We start from the raw sequence: 18,489 nt of genomic DNA on the forward strand, positions 1-18,489 counted from the left end.
ACAATAAGTAAGCAAATGGTCGCCTTGAAATAACGTAATTCGGCTGAATAATTAGCCGGGCGGCCTTACAGGAGGTGTAGGCATGGTAGAAGCAACAGTAGACCCAAGCAAGATTGCTAGTGACCTAATGGCCGAGTTAAACCTTGATGATGCCGAACTGACAACTATCACAACGCTGGTCAACACCGCCGTTGAGATTGTCAAGCGTTCAACTGACGCCCCAGCTGATGATGCCTTGACGGTGCCAGCGATAAAAACTATGGCGCAGGCAATGTACTATGACCGTAACCTATCTGATGGTATGCCCAGGGGTTTGCTTATGATGCTAACTCACCTGCAAGCTGTTGACACAGGTGGTGATAATGATGGCAAATAGATTTAAGCCAAGCGATTTCAGCCAAACGGTTGAGCTAGGCAAGCCACAGTCGCATGTGACAAAGGCTGGACTGAATGTCTCTAGCTTTGTCGCGGCATACTCATTGCATTACCGACAGCAGCACCGCACGCTAACCCAAACGTATAGCTTGATTGGCACAAGGCTTGATAACAGCATAACAATCATCACACGACATGACGCCCGCAACGTAAGCCAACAACAAGCAAGAATAGATGGCATTGTGTATGACATCAAAGACATTAGCCCGGATGATTCAAACGATGCTATCCGCTATGACTACCTGACCTTAGTCAAAACGACTAAGGGGGCGTAACCATGGACTTGAACGAGGCGCTAGAGCAATGGCAAAAGCAGGTTGAACAGGCGGCTAAGCTGACAGCTAAACAGCAGGAAAAGATAACTAAAGCCGGAGCCGACGTTATGGCAAAAAAGCTGACAGAAGCCACCAAGGCAAAGCACCCAAACACCAAAGGCAGTGGCGGTAGCTACGGTCACTTGTCTGATGACATCGCGTCGGCAACTGGTGACGTTGACGGCAGGCACGACGGTAAGTCGATGGCCGGGTTCACCAAAAAAGAGTTCGTCGCTAGATTCTTGAATGACGGCACTAAACACATTCGCGGTGACCACTTTGTTGATAACGCCCGTGATGATGCCGAAAATGAGGCTTTGCAAGCTGAATTCGAGGAATATCAGAAGATAATCAAGAAGATAGGCGGCGGTGACTAATGACGGCAATAGATGACGCAATCGCAATCGTCAGTTCCGCTGGGTTATCCATCGACAAAGTTTATGGCAACAACTTACCACAAGAGGTTGCAGACAGCCTAGATAAGACGGTGGTGTTGGTGACTGATGCCGGCAATAGTCCTGATGGATATGGCAACGGTGACTTCTGGCGGCTTTACCAGGAAGTTGAAGTCCAGATATGGTACTCACAGGAATTCGGCGGCGACCCAGAGACGCTTGAAGTAGCGCTAATGAAGGCGTTTGTTCACGCGGGTTGGCAAGTAGCGGCAGTACGCCAGCGAACGTTAGATCCTGACACACAGCAATTGATGAACACATTTTATTTTTCACGCAAAAAGAACATTGGAGGTAATTAAATATGGCATTAGTAGGTCTAAACATGGTGTCGTTTGCATTGATTGACCCAACCACTCAGCAGATTTTGAAGGGTGATGAAGGACTTAGCGCAGACGGCATCTACAAAGTAGATACAAAAGACCTTGGGAGTAAAACGGCCAACATCACTGGTCTTACTGGCTCTAGCACTAAGCGCTATGGTAACAACGTAGCTCAAATGGTGACCTATGGGGCCGCGGCTCCACAGATTGCTTGGGATGGGCTCAACTTAGACTTTGACACAAAGCAAAAGATTAAAGGTTTTACTCCTGACAGTAAAGGTGGTTGGCTTCCGGCCGATGAACCTGCTCATATCGCTGTTTTGATTGAATCGGGTAGCCTATCGGGCGGCAGCATTTACTTCGGGTTCGGTAACGCCACAGCCGTTGAAAGTGAAGCCAACGTACAGACTAATGATGATAATAAGCAGATTGTCGATGATGCGCTTACCATTTCCGCCTTGGATACAATCGCGTTCGGTCACAAGCCATTTAAGCTGTATAACTCTGCCGATACTGGCTTCGATGAACCAACGATGCTTAAGGAAGTCTTCGGTGGGTATGTAGCGGGTACTGGCACGGGTACTAGCACTGGTACTGGAGATTAAACGTGCTCTCACACGCGATTCTGACGCGAGTTAGAACAGAAAGATAGACAATCATACGCTGCCGTGCAACTGGTGGCCTGTGAGCCGACGCAAGCGCCTAGTGTACCTGCAATGGTATGGCCGGCATAGAAACGATACTACATAGGGTATAAACGAAGGGGTATAAATAATGAAAATTAAAGAAGCTAAGCTAAGCAACCGTGAGCATATCGTCAAGGTGACCAACCGCGTTATGAAGGCCACGTTGGCATTGCAGCTGATGATGGCAGAGATTGATGACGTTGAAGATGCGGACCTAACGCCGGTGGAACAGCTTAAACAGCAGCAGAAACTGATTGATGACGTGATGAATTACATTACTGACACGCTCAAGCTGAACGAGAAAGAACAAGAAAAGCTAGACGACTTAGAGTTTAGTGAGACCGTGGAGATTGCTAACAATGTTATTCTACGCGTGCAAGGCTTATCCGATGAAGATATTGCCAAGTTGACTAAAGAGGCGGAAGAGGCGGAACAGGCGGACGACAAAAGCGAAGCCAAACAAGCGTAAAACGGTGTTTGAGCTGAAAAACAAGCTGGAAGATTTGAAGCTATCAGGGCAAGACACGCTGGTGTATCTGCATTGGACGCCTGAGCAATGGTTGGATAGTGATTTTTATGACCTGCTGGAGCTTCAAACAGCAAAGAAGCCCGAGGACCGCGAGCAAGACCCCGAACAAATGCTCAAGGGTATGGGCTTGATATAGCATGGCATGACACATGGGATAGTTGGCTTACCTAGCCTCCTATCCCTTTTTTGATAAAGGGAAGTGTAAGTATGCAAAAAGTTCAAGCTGAAATGTCGACGCAGATAGCATTAGATACGCTAAAAGCCGAGACGTCTTTGAAGTCACTAAATGCCGTTATCGTCTCAACCAAAAATGGATGGAAAAGCCAAGAAGTCGCCCTCAAGTCAACTGGCCAGTATCTAAAAGCCGCCGAAACAAGATATAAAGGTCTTGGCGATAGCATCAAGGCGCAAGAAAGCAAGATTGAGAGTCTGCGGGACAAGCAAAAGGGCCTAGACGTTACAACTAAAGATGGCGCGGCGAGCTATCTCAAGTATCAAAAAGACATTGACGCCGCTACTACCCAATTGAAGTCGTTGGAAGCACAGCAGGCGCGGGCAAAGCGCGCGCTAGACTTGCAGAAGACTGGCATAATTGACCTCAACAAGTCGATTGAAAATTCGGCTAAGGTCAGCAATTCATATATCAGCGTGCTGAAAGCTGAGGGGAAAGCACATGAGGCGAACATCGAAAAGTACCGCTCGATGCGTTCGGCTTATACCCAACAGGCAGTGCTATACCAAAAAGAAGTCGACTATCTAAAGAAGATTGAGGCAGAGTCTGGTAAGACCAGCGATGACTATGCCAAGCAAGCTGTTAAGGTAAACGAGTTAGGCGCCAAGATGGCGACTGCCAAGACCGAAATGCTCAAAATGGCAACTTCTAGCAATGTGACCAGTCGGGCATTTAGCAAAGTTCAGGACGCTGGCGCAAAGGCGGGTTCTGTTATCCGAGCTGGATGGGAAAAGGCAAAGGGGGCAATCACTGCCGTTGGTATGGGCGTCGGCGCGGCTGGCATGGACCTGATTGCTGGAGCTAAGCAAGCATCAGCATTGCAAAAAGTGTACGTCGAAACTAACAACTTGCTTGTTTCTGGTGGCGAAAAGCAGGCGGAAGTCACTAAGAACGTCAACAAGATGCAGGAAGACGGCGCCAACCTGTCAATGAAGTATGGCAAGTCACAAAAGGCCATTGCGGAGGCCTATGAAGATTTGGTCAAGCGTGGCTATACGTCTTCACAAGCACTTGGCGTCATGGAAACGGAACTTCAAGGCTCAGTGGCAAGTGGCGATGAATTTAGTGATGTTGTAACTGTCGCAAGTACGACCTTGGAAGGTTTCGGACTCCGGGCTAAGACCACCGCGCAAATGACTGCTAACACAAAACAGGTTGTAAACGCACTCGCTTACGCTGCGGATATGACCGCTAGCGGCTTTAGCGATATGGGTTTGGCCATGAGCTATGTCAGCGCCACGGCCAAGTCGTTGCATATGGACGTTAGCCAAACGGCTTCCGCCATTGGTATTTTGAGCAACAACGGCGTGGAAGCGGACAAGGCGGGCACTGGTCTAAGAAAGGTGTTAAATTCGCTCGCTGACCCAGCATCAAAGACAATGAAACTGATTGGACTGAACAGCAAGTCGTTTCGAGATGCTCATGGCAATTTGCTGCCGCTGACAGATTCCATGAAGCTTCTATATGAGCATACTAAGAATCTATCGACTGGCGACAAGGCTGTTGTTTTCAAAAGCTTGTTCGGAACTACGGGCATGCAAGCAGGGCAAATCCTTGCAGAACAGTATAAGTCGCTGGATCAAGTCACAAAAGCGACCGAAAAGGCTGCAAAGTCCGGCACTTATGTGCAAAAAATTGCTGACAAGAACAACGGTTCAGCGCAACAGTCTTTAGCACGCTTCAAACAGTCTTATGCAAACTTGCAGATTATGCTTTCGTCCAAACTTTTGCCGGTTCTCAGTGATGCTGCTGACGCGTTGAGCAAAGGTCTGGCTAACAAGTCTAACCAAAAGATGATTAAGCAGCTTGCGGTATACATCAGTGATGCGGCAAAAGGTGTACTGAACTTCGCAAAATATTGTGTTGACCACAAGGATGACGTCAAGAAATTTGCTGAAGTTGTCGCTGGTATCTGGGTGGTTGGCAAGGTAAGCAAGTTCATTGGCGTTGTTGGTCAGGCAATTGGACTGTTAAGCAAGCTTGGCGCGGCCAAAAAAGCTGCATCAGCTGTTTCTGCCAGCCTTGACACTTCTAGCCTAATAACCGGTAGTGGTCTGCGCAATGCGGTTAAGCAGTTTGGCGCAACAAAACTCGGAAAAATTACCGCCACAGTTGCCATTGCTTATGACGTTATCAGCGACATTAAAGACGTCACTAAAGCTTTTGGCAAAGGTGGGACAGTTCACCAAAAGTTTGAAGCCGTGGGTGAAACCGCTGGCACTGCGGTTGGGGGCGGTATTGGCTTCGCAATTGCAGGCCCAGCAGGGGCAGCGGTCGGAGCTACGATTGGTAAGACTGCCGGTAAGTGGGGTGGTGACGCAGCTGAAAAGATGACCAAAGGCTGGAACGCCAAGAAGCGTCCGGCCTCTGATTGGTTAGCTCAGATTGGCTTTGATGCTCACAAGGGCGCCACCGGCATTGCAAAGTGGTGGAAAGGTATTCAGACGCAGAATGGCAAAGACAATGCCAAGATGGAGAAGCAGCAAGCCGCAGCCAACAAAAAAATGAAAAAGGACTGGGACAGTTTCTGGGGCCACGTCAGCGATAAAACTAAAACGACTTGGAGTGGCATCAAGGGGCATGTTAGCGACGGCTTTAACACGCTCAAGACTAATTCTAAGAGCGGTATGGCGACAGTTAAGTCTCACATTTCTGACGCGTGGGATGGCATAAGGTCTAAAACGAGTAGCGCGTGGTCGGGAATAAAGAAGCATGCCGGCAATGGAATTGACTGGGTAGCAAGTCACGTTAAAGGCGGCTGGAGCGGTCTAGGCGGAGTGGTCGGCGACATCTTTGGCGGAGTTAAGAATGCTATTCTGCATCCAATCCAGACAGCTAAGTCTCTGCTTGCTGGCCTTGTGGATGGCATCAAGGGACTATTCAACTTCCGCATAAGCCTTCCACACATTCCGATGCCACATTTTAACATTTCTGGCAGCATGAATCCGCTAGACTGGATCGAGCATCACACTCTACCGCACATTAGCGTTGACTGGAAGGCCAATGGTGGCCTTATCAACACGCCAACTTTGTTATCTGCGGCTGGTAACCGCTTGACTATCGGCGGTGAGGCCGGCCCGGAGATGGTTGTGCCGTTGTCAGCATCAAAGGCTAGTCGCGCTTGGCAACTGCTGGGACAAGCTGTTCAGCAGATTAACGCCAGTCAAGCCTCGGCGCAGACACAGCTACCTGCACAGGCTGATAACTCAGACGTTATCGCCGCTATTAATGCTCTGGGCGTGCTGCTGACGAAGCTATCATTCAATGTACAAATCGGCGATGACCAGTTCTATCCGAAAGTAGCACCAAAGGTAAAGGCGTATAACGACCGTCAGAATAGCTTCCGAACGGCATGGCAGGATTAGATTTAGGAGGTAATTATGACAGGAATAAGTTTAATCTATAACGACGTCGAGTTAAGCCGCTGGGTCGATGTCATTGGACGTACAGCGCAATTTAGGGACTGCTCACAGCAACGCCATGGTCAAGGTCGGACAGTCAGACGGTCAGCTGTGGCAGTATATGTCACGTGACGCCAAGACTATTGTAATCACGGGCATTATCACAAACGCTAACTTGGCTAATTTACGCCGTGAGTTAGGCGCCGCGCTCGACACTGACGAACCAAAGCAACTTATCATTGGTGATGATAGCGATGTATACTACCTCGCGATTTATGACGGTCAGCCAACGTTAGCTGAGGATTGGCGTGCGGGTACCATCAGCTTGTCATTCATTGTCCCTGACGGTATCGCCCACAGCCTCACCACGACCACAGCCACAAACACTGATGGAACGGACGCCGTCAGCTTTAATAACGCTGGCAGCTACAAGTCTTACCCCGTCATTACAGCCACAATGAGCGGTGACAATGGATTTTTGGGCCTTGCAAGCTCAAGCGGCGGCTACCTTCAGTTCGGAGATGCTGAATCGCCTGACAAAATATATGGCACTAAGTCTGACCGAGCACTGTGGTGGAGCTACAAGAGTTCGCCGGCTGGCGCCGAGATAAATAAAAGCTGTGTGACGTCTTACCCGTACAGATTAGGTGACAGCAAGTATCCAAACGCGTTCGACGGGTTATTTAAGTTTGGTCAAGGGTCAAGCAAAGAAGTGGCTACGCCGGTTTGGGCGTCAAACTCGGCCAATGTTTGGCATGGCCCAGCTATCCACGGGGATATTGCGGCTAATATCAATGGCATTAGAACCGGGTACTTTACCTTTGCTAACCGCGTTGACTTTCAGCCAACGACAAGGGGCTTCGGCCGCGTCGAGTTTAATCTTGAAAATAACGGTCAAAGCGGTATCGCCGCGATCTTGCGCGATTCTGGTGACAAGTCAGCAAGTCGCAATTTTGACTGCGTTGTAGGGACGCTTAGCGACACCGTACACTCGCTTAAATCCTATGTGATTCCAGCCAGTTGGAAGACATTCATTGAGGCTAAGATAACACGCAGGGGTAACACAATAACTTGGCAATTGAGCGAGATAAATGGTAAACACAGCTGGCGCTGGTCAACAACTATGGCCGAACTTGGCGCAATGGAAATTACTGGTGTGACAATCTGGCAACAGAAGTATTCAAACAATGCCGACCTAGACATTGAGCTGACGGACTCTAAGTTCACTTGGGAAAACGAAACAGTAGTGACTGACATTCCAAACCTATTTGCTGACGGTGATGTGGTCACGATTGATACAGTCAGCAAAAAGATTTTAGTGAACGGCGTTGAGGACAGAGGTCTGCAAGAAATTGGTAACCACTGGGACGAATTCTTCCTGACGCCGGGCAATAACACCATTACAGTCGATGGCAGCAGCTGGGCGACCCAACCAGCTATCACGGTCGATTATCAGGAGGCGTATGTATAAAATGGATTTTTACTTTACTGATAGACAATACAATATGTTAGGTATTGCTTCGACTGAACGCGGACAGTTCCGCATGGCCGGAGAGATTGAAGCGCAAAGCACCACAGCAAGTACTGTTGCGCTGACCGGCAATATCTACTTTGCCAAGGGCGACCTGGACGATGCTATTGCCATGGTTGTTGGTGATGGCGGCAACTATATACTTTACCAAGATGACCGTGGCATTGGTCATTTTATGACAATTCAAAACACACAGGTGGACAACACTGGGTGCTCAATCAACTTTCAGGCGGATGACGCTGGCGATGATTTAAAAAATGAAATCGTTGGTGAATATGCGGCGAATAAAGCGATGACTTTTGCACAATACTTTTCTACGTTCTGTGCAGATTCTGGTTGGGAAATTGGTCTGAACGAAATCCCTGCCAATACTCGTACGTTGGAGTTTACCAGTGAGCAAAGCAGCTATGACCGCATGTTGGAAGTTGCAAATGACTTTGGAGTAAGCCTCTATTATACATTTACGATAGAGGGTATGACCGTTACAAACCGCTATCTAAACGTGGTTAATGAGCTGGGTAGTACCACCGGTATCACTTTGCGTCAAGGGACTGACATTAGCCAGATTGTGAGTGAGACCAGCACGGCCAATCTTCATACGTCAATTAAGGCTTACGGCGCAACTCCAGATGGTGCCAGTCATCCGATTAACCTCGCGGGATACAAGTGGACAGATAGCACAGGCCAGTTTGCGCTCGGCAGCGACGGCGTGCTTCGCGACACTATCGCAATTCGCACGTGGTCTCGCCTGCGGAGTAACACCAATCCAACGCCAGAATCTAGCCATCTACAAATGGTGAAGACTTATGAATCTACGACGCAAGCTACCCTATTGCAGTCTGCACTGGCTGACTTAAAGCAGTATAACCATCCGGCTGTAAACTACACCGTCGCAATGGTAAGGGTGCCATCTGAGCTAAGCAAGGGTGACGTGGTGAACGTTGAAGATGAAGCACAGAACTTATATCTATCAGCGACCGTCCTTGAGGTTGACAAGTGTTACTCCATGCCCAGCAGCAGCACGTTGACCCTTGGCGACTTTAAAATTGAGCATGACCAGACCTCCGCACAGATTAAACAAGCTGCTAAATCCGCTGAAGATGCAGTCAGCAAGGCCACAACAGCATTTAGCTACGCGGCTACGGTTGATGAGAAAGCAGATAATGCACAGACAATTGCCACTGACGCGGCTACTACTGCGGAAAACGCAAAAGATACCGCTGCAGCCGCGCAAACAATGGCCAACACTGCACAAACGACAGCTAACACTGCTCAAGACACAGCAACGACCGCCGCTCAATCCGCTAATACTGCGCAGACACTGGCAAAAGCCAATCGCACGTTTATCAAGTCCGCTGATGAGCCTGACACGACCGACTTACCAGTCAACGCCGTGTGGTTACAGCCCGCGACTACTGACGCCGATGGTAACACCGTGGCGGCATCTGCTAAGACTTGGAGCGGGGCAGCTTGGCAAGACACGCACATCGAGAGCAGCTTAATTGCACAGAATATTATCGGCAAGAATATCACTGGGTTAACCTTTGGCAATGCCAATGGCACATTCAGCATTGATGAGAACGGGAACATCGCCGGCGGTGTAATCACCGGCAGTACATTCAACACGGCGACCACTGATAATTCCTACATGACTCAGCAAGGAAAAATGACGCCGAATGGGCTAGGCTTTACAACAACATATAAAAACGTGACAGGAAGCGATGTTCAGCTTGAGGAAGCCAGCGTGGATTGGGCAGGACCAAGGCTTAAGACTACCTATGCCGATGGCACAAGCGAAACGGCTGGCTTAGGCACGACCGGGTATGCTGGCGCCAATGTTTACGCATGGTCACAAGCCGCAAATGGTGACATTACCGGAGAGATATACCTGAGCGGAAACGGCCTAACAATTCTTCACAATTCCCAATTTGTCACGCTGACAAATGACCAGTTAGTTCAGATGAGCAACAGCGGCAAAGTTCTCTGGAGCGGAGCACTTTATCCCAACGCGTCAACGGTAATACAACCCTCAACGCCTATCAATGACTGCTTAAATGGCTGGGTGCTTGTCTGGTCTGGATTTACTGATGGAGCGGCTCAAGATTATAACTTTAATTTTACTTTCATTCCGAAAGCGTATGTTAACGCCTTTTCGGGGAAAGGTGTTTCTGCGGTATTGACGAATCAGACGGCACTTATAGCGTCGAAATACGTGTATGTCACCAACACGGATATCACGGGTAATGACAACAACCGTAACGCCTATGTACTAAGGCAGGTGATCGCATGGTAAAGGTGGAATTGAACTATAACAGCGACGGCTATATCGACGGATGGACTGACGAGGCCTATGCTGCGCCTAGCGCAACGATTGTTGATGTTGACACGTCTATGATTGTGCTTGGCGCAACAAAGCTGGTCGATGGGACGCTGAAGATAGATGAGGCTAAGAAAGCTGAGTTATACGCGCCAAAGCCGACTACTGAGCAGCAATTGATTGCCTCACTAAGCCTACGACTAGCGCAATTGGAGGCGAAAGCATGAGCAACTATGACCAGTGTGTACTGTTTTACAGCTGGGGGATTGACCTCGCGCCATATGTGCCAGCGATGATAACCGCTGATGAGTACAAACAGATTACCGGTAATGATTATGTCGCCAGCAAACAAATAACAATGGAGTGACCATCGTGGACGAGCAAACAAAAATGCTAATGGAGATTAAAGAGGATATTGCGCAGATAAAGCAACAGCTGACCTCTTTGCCTACCACAGACGAAAAGGCTGAAAAGGCTTATACCGTCGGGCTTGATAACGCGCGAGACATAAGTAGCTTAAAGAAGATGGTGTGGACGATCTGGGGGGTCATTGGCGGCACAATTGGCCTAACCATCTTCATTTACATACTTGAAAAGTTCATGTAAATAACAGGAGGTAAGCGCATGAAAAACTTAATCATGCAGATAGCTATTGCAGTTGTACCAATTGTGTTCGCCTACTTTGGCAACGCCATCGTTAAGAATAGGCAAGCGGTAAGCCTTATTCAGATTATACAGCCGTTGGCGGAAGCGGCGGTAGTAGCCGCTGAGCAATTAGGCGTGACCGAAGCAGTGACCGGGGTTGCAAAGAAGTCTAAGGCGGTGGCAGACGTACAAGCCGGATTAGCTAAGCTAGGGTTCACCGCCGTTGACGAAAAGACGGTAGCGAACGCCGTTGAATCAGCTTATGCAAGCATGAAGGAATTTATCGAAAGTAAATACACGAAGGGGGCGTAGCATTGAGGCTAAAAGCTAAACTAATCGCGGTCTGGGTCGCATTCCTTGCGGCCTTTTCGTTTGCCAGTGTGACTACAGTATCCGCCGCCAAGGGAGATACTGGTGTTGACTGGAGTGTATACCAAGGCGCAAATGGGAAGTTTGGCTATTCTGGCGATAAGTTTGTGATAGCACAGATTGGTGGCACCTACAATGGTGCTTTTATCAATCAGTCAACGTATAAGACACAGGTAGCCTCGGCGATAGCAGCAGGCAAGCGTGCGCACACATACATCTGGTATCAGGTTGGCGGTAGCACCTCGGTTGCCAAGACTGCGTTAGACCACTTTTTGCCAATGGTACAGACGCCAAAAGGGTCAATTGTGGCATTGGATTATGAAGCGGGTGCATCTAGCAGTAAGCAAGCTAACACTAATGCGATACTGTATGGACTACGACGGGTAAAGGCCGCGGGGTACACGCCAATGCTATACGGCTATAAGAGCTATCTAGTCTCGCACACTGATTTGGCAACAATTGCTAAAGACTACCAGTTATGGCTTGCGGAGTATCCTGACTACAATGTTACTACCGCGCCGAATTATGGCTACTTCCCAAGCTTTGATAACGTTGGTATCTTCCAGTTCACTTCTACCTATCGTGCTGGCGGCCTTGATGGCAACGTTGACTTAACCGGCATCACTGACAATGGCTATGGCAAGGCCACAACCAATGACAAGGGGAAGGTCACAGTAAAGCCTAAGACGTCTACACCAGCGACTAAGGCTGGGGCAACCGCCAACAAGGCGACCAAGACATCAATCACTAGGGGTACTAAGGTAAAGGTCAACCTAAGCGCTAGGGCATGGGCTAACGGCGTGGCAATACCTCGATGGGTCCGTGGGCGTACTTACACCGTCCAACAGACTAGTGGAAACAGGGTATTACTCGCTGGCATACTGAGCTGGATTAGCAAGAGAGACGTTGTAGTAGCGGTTAAAGCTACTAGCACAGCTACTGCTAATAGCCGCGGCACGTACACCGTCAGGTATGGTGACAGCTGGTGGAGCATTGCTTACAAGTATGGCATGAGCATGTACACCCTTGCTTCCCGCAATGGCAAGACAATTTACAGCATGATTCACCCCAGCGACGTGCTGCTGATTAGGTAGCTGGTCACAGTTGCCACAAGGGTAACACGTCGGCACAAATCAGTTCTAGCCTTAAGGGCCCTAGCATCTCTGCTAAGGCCTTTTTGTTTTGCCCTGATAATTTCTGACAGTTCCCCCAGCGCAGAGAAAGCACTGTGGGCGGCTTTTCACCGCCAATAATTTCATACACAGCCTAGTTATTAGCCCATGATAATCACGTTGCTAATAACCAGCACCCATTTCTATGTCAGTCCTGCCCGACATACCACCAGCGTGAGCTTGAGGTTTATTTGCTGTTAAGCGTGCGGTCTAGCTCGTGTGAACACCGCAAATACACTAATGGCTGGGTGACCCCACAGTTCGTTAAAACTGTCAGAACGTTCCACCCCCACTGTTTAGCTTTATAGTCGCAAGGCCGTGGACGCCTAAGTGACGAGTTGAGGGTGACTGATCCTCGCGTCGGCTAGACTTTATAGCATCGGCTCCAGCTGACCACCTGACTTTTGTTTAACCGTGCGCAGGTATGCGTGACACGAACATAGCAACCGTGGTACACTGTGTTTGTATCAGGTGAGATACATCAGTGTAGACCCACGCCAATGGGTTGATTGCTTCGGCTATTCAATTAGCTGACTTGGCTGCTAAGCGTTATCGCGCTTGGCGGCTTTTTTGTCGTCCAAAAATTGTTGGTCATATTTGCCAATCGCGTATGCGGCCAAGGCTGTCAGTAGCAATGCTGCAATCGTTAGCTCATGGCCCAGTACCCATTCGAGTAATGCCATGCGATCGCCTCCTTTCAAGACTGCTGTAGCACTGTGTGATATAATTTCTACAAGGACAGTATACAACCGTCTGAGATTGAATGTCAACACAATGAATCAAAAGTTTCACAAAAACATGAGAGGGAGGTTATGACGTGCTATCCACAGACGACATAAAAAAACTACGGCATGAGCGCAGAATGACGCAAAGCGAGCTTGCAGAAAGAGCTGGGCTATCAAAGTCACTTGTTGCACAGATTGAAACTGGGCAACGAAAAGTCACAGAAGAAACCAGCTCAAAACTGCTGACAGCATTTAGTTCAACTAAATCTTTAGGCATAGCTGCAACAGCTAAAGTCGACGACCTTAGCGATGATAGCGTGGTACTTATGTGGCGAGACAAGACATTGCAAGACGATGAAAGCCACATCATCCGTACGCTCGCTAAGCTGCTGGTGGAGCAACGCAAGTAAGCCTACCTACTACTGCTGGCGGTGGGAAGGACGCATTATGGCAAGTATAAGCAAGTATAAGACTGGTGGAGGTACTCGCTGGCGCGCTAAGGCATACGTCGGCGAGGACAAGAAGACCGGCCGTAAGCTATACAAAACGAAAGGAGGCTATACAACCCGCCGTGAAGCGATCGCCGCGGGTAAAGCATTAGACGAAGATATTGCCACGGGAAGACTGACGGCAGTTGAAGAAAGTAAGCAACAAAGACTAAAGTTTAGAGATGTATATGATGAGTGGGTAAAGTCTTACATGCTGACTGTGAGAGAAAGCAGCTGGTCTAAAACTCGTGACTGCTTTAACCTGCATATACTACCGAGCCTAGGCGATCTGTACGTTGACGCAATTACGCCCGCAGACATGCAAGAGGCAGTAAGCAAGTGGTTTAGTGAGTCACCAGTCGCGTTTAAACGCTATTTTGTCCATGCAAATAGAGTGTTGGAGTATGCTGAACTACAAGGCTACATCAGCAATAACCCAGCTAAGCGCGTGATACTACCACGTGTTCAAGACGCAGTGGGCAACGCTGATGACTTCTGGGATAGGCATCAGCTAGAACTGTTTTTTGACTGCATAAACCCTGAGCGCGAGTTACACAAGTATGTCCTTTTTCGTATACTAGCTTATGCTGGGTTAAGAATCGGCGAAGTACTTGCGCTGGACTGGAACGATATAGACTTCACGAAGCACACGATTAGCGTAAATAAGACCGTATCGCTTGGACTGCATGGGCGACTGATGGTAAACCCGCCGAAAACACGTGCAAGCCGGCGTGAAGTACCTATTGATGGCGAGACGGTTGACTGGCTTAAACGCTGGCGAGTTGAACAGCCTGACTATATCTACTCAGACGCTAAGTACTCTGCACAGCATCAGCTGTTGTTTACCACTAAGACCGGTAACTGCCTGAGGGTAGACAAGCCTAGGCAATGGCTAAGTAACATTATCCGTAGCAACAACCTTACGCCAAGCATATCGCTGCATAAGTTCCGCAAGAGCTACATTTCCAACCTGCTGATTGCTGGTGTCGCTGTCAGTACTGTGCAGAAGATGGTCGGGCATACAGACCCGCGTATAACCCTGCAAATATATGCGCGTGTCCACAAAGAGCAGGAAGTTGAAGCGGCTGAACGGCTTGCAAATTACCTAAAAACCGGCAAAAAATAACCGCTGTGAGCCTAGGGCCGAAAGGGATAGAAGCGTGTGAGAGGACATGAGAGAGGACATGGCGAAAAGCAGACATTTTAGCAGTTTTCATGGCAAAAACTTGACGATGTAGCAACGAATGCTATACTTAACCCAACAAAACAGATCGGCGATGAGAAAAAGAGAGATGACCGGCCTCGGCCAGCGAGCGAAGAAAAGGTGGGAGCTTCGTGCGGGCAGTCAACTCTGGCGTTTTCGAGCCTCGCAATGAAGAGCAGGTCCTCGGACCTGAAATAGGGTGGAACCGCGCGGAAGCGTCCCTATGCTACTTTTGGCATAGGGACGCTTTTTTGCGTTCGTCGATCGAAAAGGAGACCATCATGACACAAAAAATGAGCGTCCAGAAAATGATCCAGACGCTGCAGAATTTTTGGGCGGAAAAGGGCTGCATGCTGATGCAAGCCTATGACACAGAAAAAGGGGCCGGGACCATGAGCCCGTACACCTTCTTGCGCGCGATCGGCCCGGAGCCGTGGAATGCCGCTTACGTTGAGCCATCGCGGCGGCCGGCAGACGGACGCTACGGCGAGAACCCAAACCGCTTGTATCAACATCACCAGTTTCAGGTGGTCATGAAGCCATCGCCGGAAAACATCCAGGACTATTATCTGGATTCCCTGCGCGCGCTTGACATCGATCCGTTGGCCCATGACATTCGCTTTGTCGAAGATAACTGGGAGAACCCGTCGATGGGCTGCGCCGGTGTTGGTTGGGAAGTTTGGCTCGACGGCATGGAAGTCAGCCAGTTCACCTATTTCCAAGTGGTCGGCGGCCTCAACGTGTCGCCGGTCACCAGCGAGATCACCTATGGCGTTGAACGCCTCGCGTCTTACATCCAAGACGTCAACTCTGTGTTCGATCTTGAATGGGGCGATGGCGTTTTATACGGCGATATTTTCAAGGAACCGGAATACGAGCACTCCAAGTATTCATTTGAAGAAAGCGACCAGGGCCTGCTGCTGACACTGTTTGATGCCTATGAAAAAGAGGCCTGGCGCTTGATGGACCTCGGCTTGGTGCACCCGGCGTATGACTATATCTTGAAATGCAGTCATACGTTCAACTTGCTGGATGCGCGCGGCGTCGTTTCAGTCACCGAGCGGGCCGGCTACATGAGCCGTATTCGCAAAATGGCGCATAAAGTCGCACGGGCATTTGTCGAGGAGCGCAAAAAGTTGGGCTTCCCGCTGCTGCATGACCAAGCATCAGACGACCAGGCATCAAAGGAGGCAAAGTGATCATGACACACGATTATTTACTTGAGATCGGGCTGGAAGACATGCCGGCCCATGTGGTCACCCCGAGTTTGGCGCAGTTTAAAACAAAGACGGCGGCCTTTTTGAAAGAGAACCACCTGACATTCGGCGCCATCACCAGCTTTGCGACCCCGCGGCGCCTGGCGCTGTTGGTGCATGACCTGGCCGACAAGCAGGCCGATACCGAAGAAGACGTGAAGGGCCCGGCGAAAAAAATTGCGCAGGACGCCGAGGGCAATTGGTCCAAGGCGGCGATCGGGTTCACCCGCGGGCAGGGGATGACCGTCGATGACATCACCTTCCGCGAGATCAAAGGCGTCGAGTACGTCTACCTGCACAAGGCCGTTGCCGGCAAACAGGCCGCGGCGATCTTGCCGGGGTTGATCGACGTCGTGAAGTCCTTGACCTTCCCGACCCGGATGAAGTGGGGCAATTACGATTTCGAATACATTCGCCCGATTCACTGGCTGGTCTCGCTGCTCGATGACCAGGTGGTGCCGATGCAGCTGCTGGACATCAAAGCCGGCCGCACCACGCAGGGCCACCGTTTCTTGGGCAAAGCCGTTGAATTGACCGCGGCAACCGCCTATGAAGACGCACTCGCCGCGCAGTTTGTCATCGTGGACCCGGCCAAGCGCAAGCAGACGATCGCCGATCAGATCAATGCGATCGCCAAGGCCAACGACTGGACCATCGATCTGGATGCCGATCTGCTGGAAGAGGTCACCAATCTGGTCGAATGGCCGACTGCTTTTGCGGGCAAATTCGATCCGCAGTACCTGGCGATTCCGGAAGCCGTTTTGATCACCTCAATGAAAGACAACCAGCGCTATTTTTACGCGCGGGATGCGGCTGGCAAAATGGTCAACGCGTTCATCGGCGTGCGCAACGGCAACAGCGACCACCTCGAAGGCGTTATCGCTGGCAATGTCAAAGTGCTGACGGCGCGGCTTGAAGATGCGGCCTTTTTCTATAACGAAGACAAGAAAAAGACCATCGACCAATTCGTTGAGCGCCTCAAGTCGGTCAGCTTCCATGATAAGATCGGCTCGATGTATGACAAAATGGGCCGCACGACGACCATTGCTGGCCTGCTCGCGGATCAATTGAACCTCAGCGACGCCGACAAGCAGCACCTGCTGCGCGCCGCCTCGATCTACAAATTCGACCTGGTCTCTGCCATGGTCGGCGAGTTCGCCGAACTGCAGGGCGTGATGGGAGAAGAATATGCGCGATTGGCCGGCGAAGATCCGGCTGTCGCCACCGCGATTCGCGAACACTACATGCCGATCTCCGCAGACGGCGCCCTGCCGGCAACGACAGTGGGGACCTTGCTCGCACTGGCCGACAAGCTCGAATCGCTGATGAGCTTCTTTGCCGTCGACCTCATTCCAAGCGGCTCCAACGATCCATACGCCCTGCGCCGCCAAGCATACGGCATCGTGCGGATCATCGCGGCCCACGACTGGTCATTTGATGTGACGGCGCTGCAGCGCGCAGCCGTTGCCGCCCTGACGGAAAATGATCAGCTGGCCGGCCTTGATTATCAGCATAACCAAACTGCGCTGGCCGATTTCATGCGCGATCGCGTCAGCCAGTACCTCGGCGGCCAAGACGTGCGCCACGACATTCTCGATGCCGTTGTCGCAAGCCGCGACGTCAATCTTGCGGCGATGCTCGATGCCGCCAAGCTTTTGACGAAGCACGCCGATGATGCCGACTTCAAGGCGACCATGGAAGCCCTTGGGCGGGTGGTACGCATTGCCGACAAGAATCCGGTGAATGCCGCCATTGCCACGGACCTTTTTGAAAATAGTACCGAAAAGGCCTTGAACGATGCGGTCGGTGCGATCAAGGCGGATTACACCGTTGCGCCAACGGAAAATAATTACCAGGCGCTGCGCAGCTTAACGCCGGTGATCACGGATTACTTCACCGAGACCATGATCATGGCCGATGATGAAGCCGTCAAAAATAATCGCCTGGCCCAGCTGTCCGTGCTTGCCAACATGATCCACCAATTCGGGGATGTCACCGCAGTTATCGTGAAGTAAGTGGTGGGCGAGGTGCTCCAAGCTACTCTCGGATTTTATAGCGTTGTCCTGTCTACTGCCTCTCCGTTTGAGTCTTAGTTTGAGGAAGAGTGCGGGTGCCCTGCGGCCAGAAATGGCTGGAACGCTCCCAAGCAACTTTGAGCCCGCAAAGGTCGCGGTCTCAAAGCTTGCTTTCGGTGTAAGCGGCACAGCCGCTAACACCGACGAGGGGGCTGAGCCATTTCTGGCCTCCGGGCACCCTCAGATTGAGGTGCACATCATACGAATAGGTTAACGGAAAGCTGCATTATTAGCTGTCTAGCCTGCATCTCAACGTTGACATTTTTCCTGGTGGCTTCAGCGGTTTGCTGCGCACATCAGTTGGGTTCCGGCCCGCATGGTCGAGACATATAGTA

Annotated in this window: 20 protein-coding genes; 19 read left to right on the forward strand and 1 reads right to left on the reverse strand. The window is 50.3% G+C overall.

Features of this window, described 5'->3' with window-relative positions; translation table 11 throughout:
- The first annotated feature begins 82 nt into the window (after nt 1-82).
- The 15 genes from JUE67_RS00305 to JUE67_RS00375 all read left to right on the forward strand — a co-directional run bounded on the left by JUE67_RS00305 (nt 83) and on the right by JUE67_RS00375 (nt 12,328).
- Nucleotides 83-376, forward strand: a complete 294-nt coding sequence (locus JUE67_RS00305) for a hypothetical protein (RefSeq protein WP_203625610.1) — start codon at nt 83-85, stop codon at nt 374-376.
- Complete coding sequence (locus tag JUE67_RS00310) at nt 366-710, forward strand: phage head closure protein (RefSeq protein WP_203625612.1); 345 nt, start codon at nt 366-368, stop codon at nt 708-710. Before JUE67_RS00305 ends, JUE67_RS00310 begins: the two co-directional genes overlap by 11 nt.
- 2 nt (nt 711-712) lie before the next feature.
- Complete coding sequence (locus tag JUE67_RS00315) at nt 713-1,126, forward strand: HK97-gp10 family putative phage morphogenesis protein (RefSeq protein ID WP_203625614.1); 414 nt, start codon at nt 713-715, stop codon at nt 1,124-1,126.
- The gene (locus JUE67_RS00320) at nt 1,126-1,503 is read left to right on the forward strand and encodes a DUF806 family protein (protein WP_203625616.1); all 378 of its coding nucleotides are present in this window, start codon (nt 1,126-1,128) and stop codon (nt 1,501-1,503) included. The genes JUE67_RS00315 and JUE67_RS00320 overlap by 1 nt, the downstream gene beginning before the upstream one ends.
- A 2-nt stretch (nt 1,504-1,505) precedes the next feature.
- Nucleotides 1,506-2,129 carry a phage tail protein gene (locus tag JUE67_RS00325; protein ID WP_203636915.1) on the forward strand — a complete coding sequence of 208 codons (624 nt, stop codon included), beginning with the start codon at nt 1,506-1,508 and terminating at the stop codon, nt 2,127-2,129.
- A gap of 169 nt (nt 2,130-2,298) precedes the next feature.
- Complete coding sequence (locus tag JUE67_RS00330; protein ID WP_203625619.1) at nt 2,299-2,679, forward strand: phage tail tube assembly chaperone; 381 nt, start codon at nt 2,299-2,301, stop codon at nt 2,677-2,679.
- A 4-nt stretch (nt 2,680-2,683) separates the two neighbouring features.
- A complete protein-coding gene (locus tag JUE67_RS00335; protein ID WP_203625621.1) occupies nt 2,684-2,875 on the forward strand; it encodes a hypothetical protein in 192 nt (63 codons plus the stop codon).
- Between the two features lie 71 nt (nt 2,876-2,946).
- Nucleotides 2,947-6,336 (forward strand): phage tail tape measure protein, encoded by a 3,390-nt coding sequence (locus JUE67_RS00340; protein ID WP_203625623.1) that lies wholly within the window; start codon nt 2,947-2,949, stop codon nt 6,334-6,336.
- A 67-nt stretch (nt 6,337-6,403) separates the two neighbouring features.
- Nucleotides 6,404-7,843 carry a distal tail protein Dit gene (locus JUE67_RS00345; protein ID WP_203625624.1) on the forward strand — a complete coding sequence of 480 codons (1,440 nt, stop codon included), beginning with the start codon at nt 6,404-6,406 and terminating at the stop codon, nt 7,841-7,843.
- The gene (locus JUE67_RS00350; RefSeq protein WP_203636917.1) at nt 7,836-10,196 is read left to right on the forward strand and encodes a phage tail spike protein; all 2,361 of its coding nucleotides are present in this window, start codon (nt 7,836-7,838) and stop codon (nt 10,194-10,196) included. The genes JUE67_RS00345 and JUE67_RS00350 overlap by 8 nt, the downstream gene beginning before the upstream one ends.
- Nucleotides 10,190-10,447: a hypothetical protein gene (locus JUE67_RS00355; protein WP_203625628.1), complete on the forward strand. Its 258-nt coding sequence runs from the start codon at nt 10,190-10,192 to the stop codon at nt 10,445-10,447. Before JUE67_RS00350 ends, JUE67_RS00355 begins: the two co-directional genes overlap by 7 nt.
- Nucleotides 10,444-10,587 (forward strand): XkdX family protein, encoded by a 144-nt coding sequence (locus tag JUE67_RS00360; protein WP_203625630.1) that lies wholly within the window; start codon nt 10,444-10,446, stop codon nt 10,585-10,587. Before JUE67_RS00355 ends, JUE67_RS00360 begins: the two co-directional genes overlap by 4 nt.
- Nucleotides 10,588-10,592: 5 nt before the next feature.
- Nucleotides 10,593-10,826, forward strand: coding sequence for a DNA primase (locus tag JUE67_RS00365; protein ID WP_203625632.1), 234 nt, complete (start codon nt 10,593-10,595; stop codon nt 10,824-10,826).
- Between the two features lie 18 nt (nt 10,827-10,844).
- Complete coding sequence (locus tag JUE67_RS00370) at nt 10,845-11,177, forward strand: phage holin (protein WP_203636918.1); 333 nt, start codon at nt 10,845-10,847, stop codon at nt 11,175-11,177.
- A gap of 2 nt (nt 11,178-11,179) precedes the next feature.
- Nucleotides 11,180-12,328, forward strand: coding sequence for a GH25 family lysozyme (locus tag JUE67_RS00375; protein ID WP_203625636.1), 1,149 nt, complete (start codon nt 11,180-11,182; stop codon nt 12,326-12,328).
- A gap of 620 nt (nt 12,329-12,948) precedes the next feature.
- Here JUE67_RS00375 and JUE67_RS00380 read toward each other — a convergent pair.
- The gene (locus JUE67_RS00380) at nt 12,949-13,089 is read right to left on the reverse strand and encodes a hypothetical protein (protein WP_203625638.1); all 141 of its coding nucleotides are present in this window, start codon (nt 13,087-13,089) and stop codon (nt 12,949-12,951) included.
- Between the two features lie 134 nt (nt 13,090-13,223).
- On the opposite strand from JUE67_RS00380, the gene JUE67_RS00385 reads away from it, so the two are divergent.
- The 4 genes from JUE67_RS00385 (at nt 13,224) to glyS (ending at nt 18,094) form a co-directional block, all read left to right on the forward strand.
- Nucleotides 13,224-13,541 (forward strand): helix-turn-helix domain-containing protein, encoded by a 318-nt coding sequence (locus tag JUE67_RS00385; RefSeq protein ID WP_203625640.1) that lies wholly within the window; start codon nt 13,224-13,226, stop codon nt 13,539-13,541.
- A gap of 37 nt (nt 13,542-13,578) precedes the next feature.
- Entirely contained in the window at nt 13,579-14,745 is a 1,167-nt protein-coding gene (locus JUE67_RS00390) for a site-specific integrase (RefSeq protein ID WP_203625642.1), read from the forward strand.
- Between the two features lie 359 nt (nt 14,746-15,104).
- Nucleotides 15,105-16,022, forward strand: coding sequence for a glycine--tRNA ligase subunit alpha (glyQ, locus tag JUE67_RS00395; protein WP_203625645.1), 918 nt, complete (start codon nt 15,105-15,107; stop codon nt 16,020-16,022).
- A gap of 2 nt (nt 16,023-16,024) precedes the next feature.
- Nucleotides 16,025-18,094: a glycine--tRNA ligase subunit beta gene (gene glyS / locus JUE67_RS00400; protein WP_203625647.1), complete on the forward strand. Its 2,070-nt coding sequence runs from the start codon at nt 16,025-16,027 to the stop codon at nt 18,092-18,094.
- Nucleotides 18,095-18,489 lie beyond the last annotated feature (395 nt).

It is taken from the genome of Lacticaseibacillus mingshuiensis (assembly GCF_016861785.1).
GTDB lineage: Bacteria > Bacillota > Bacilli > Lactobacillales > Lactobacillaceae > Lacticaseibacillus > Lacticaseibacillus mingshuiensis.

Excerpts from the sequence above, each read along its gene's own strand:
- JUE67_RS00305 (WP_203625610.1), top strand. The coding sequence starts at position 83 with ATGGTAGAAGCAACAGTAGACCCAAGCAAGATTGCTAGTGACCTAATG.
- JUE67_RS00310 (WP_203625612.1), top strand. The coding sequence starts at position 366 with ATGGCAAATAGATTTAAGCCAAGCGATTTCAGCCAAACGGTTGAGCTA.
- JUE67_RS00315 (WP_203625614.1), top strand. The coding sequence starts at position 713 with ATGGACTTGAACGAGGCGCTAGAGCAATGGCAAAAGCAGGTTGAACAG.
- JUE67_RS00320 (WP_203625616.1), top strand. The coding sequence starts at position 1,126 with ATGACGGCAATAGATGACGCAATCGCAATCGTCAGTTCCGCTGGGTTA.
- JUE67_RS00325 (WP_203636915.1), top strand. The coding sequence starts at position 1,506 with ATGGCATTAGTAGGTCTAAACATGGTGTCGTTTGCATTGATTGACCCA.
- JUE67_RS00330 (WP_203625619.1), top strand. The coding sequence starts at position 2,299 with ATGAAAATTAAAGAAGCTAAGCTAAGCAACCGTGAGCATATCGTCAAG.
- JUE67_RS00340 (WP_203625623.1), top strand. The coding sequence starts at position 2,947 with ATGCAAAAAGTTCAAGCTGAAATGTCGACGCAGATAGCATTAGATACG.
- JUE67_RS00345 (WP_203625624.1), top strand. The coding sequence starts at position 6,404 with ATGTCATTGGACGTACAGCGCAATTTAGGGACTGCTCACAGCAACGCC.
- JUE67_RS00350 (WP_203636917.1), top strand. The coding sequence starts at position 7,836 with ATGTATAAAATGGATTTTTACTTTACTGATAGACAATACAATATGTTA.
- JUE67_RS00355 (WP_203625628.1), top strand. The coding sequence starts at position 10,190 with ATGGTAAAGGTGGAATTGAACTATAACAGCGACGGCTATATCGACGGA.
- JUE67_RS00360 (WP_203625630.1), top strand. The coding sequence starts at position 10,444 with ATGAGCAACTATGACCAGTGTGTACTGTTTTACAGCTGGGGGATTGAC.
- JUE67_RS00370 (WP_203636918.1), top strand. The coding sequence starts at position 10,845 with ATGAAAAACTTAATCATGCAGATAGCTATTGCAGTTGTACCAATTGTG.
- JUE67_RS00380 (WP_203625638.1), bottom strand. The coding sequence starts at position 13,089 with ATGGCATTACTCGAATGGGTACTGGGCCATGAGCTAACGATTGCAGCA.
- JUE67_RS00390 (WP_203625642.1), top strand. The coding sequence starts at position 13,579 with ATGGCAAGTATAAGCAAGTATAAGACTGGTGGAGGTACTCGCTGGCGC.
- glyQ (WP_203625645.1), top strand. The coding sequence starts at position 15,105 with ATGACACAAAAAATGAGCGTCCAGAAAATGATCCAGACGCTGCAGAAT.
- glyS (WP_203625647.1), top strand. The coding sequence starts at position 16,025 with ATGACACACGATTATTTACTTGAGATCGGGCTGGAAGACATGCCGGCC.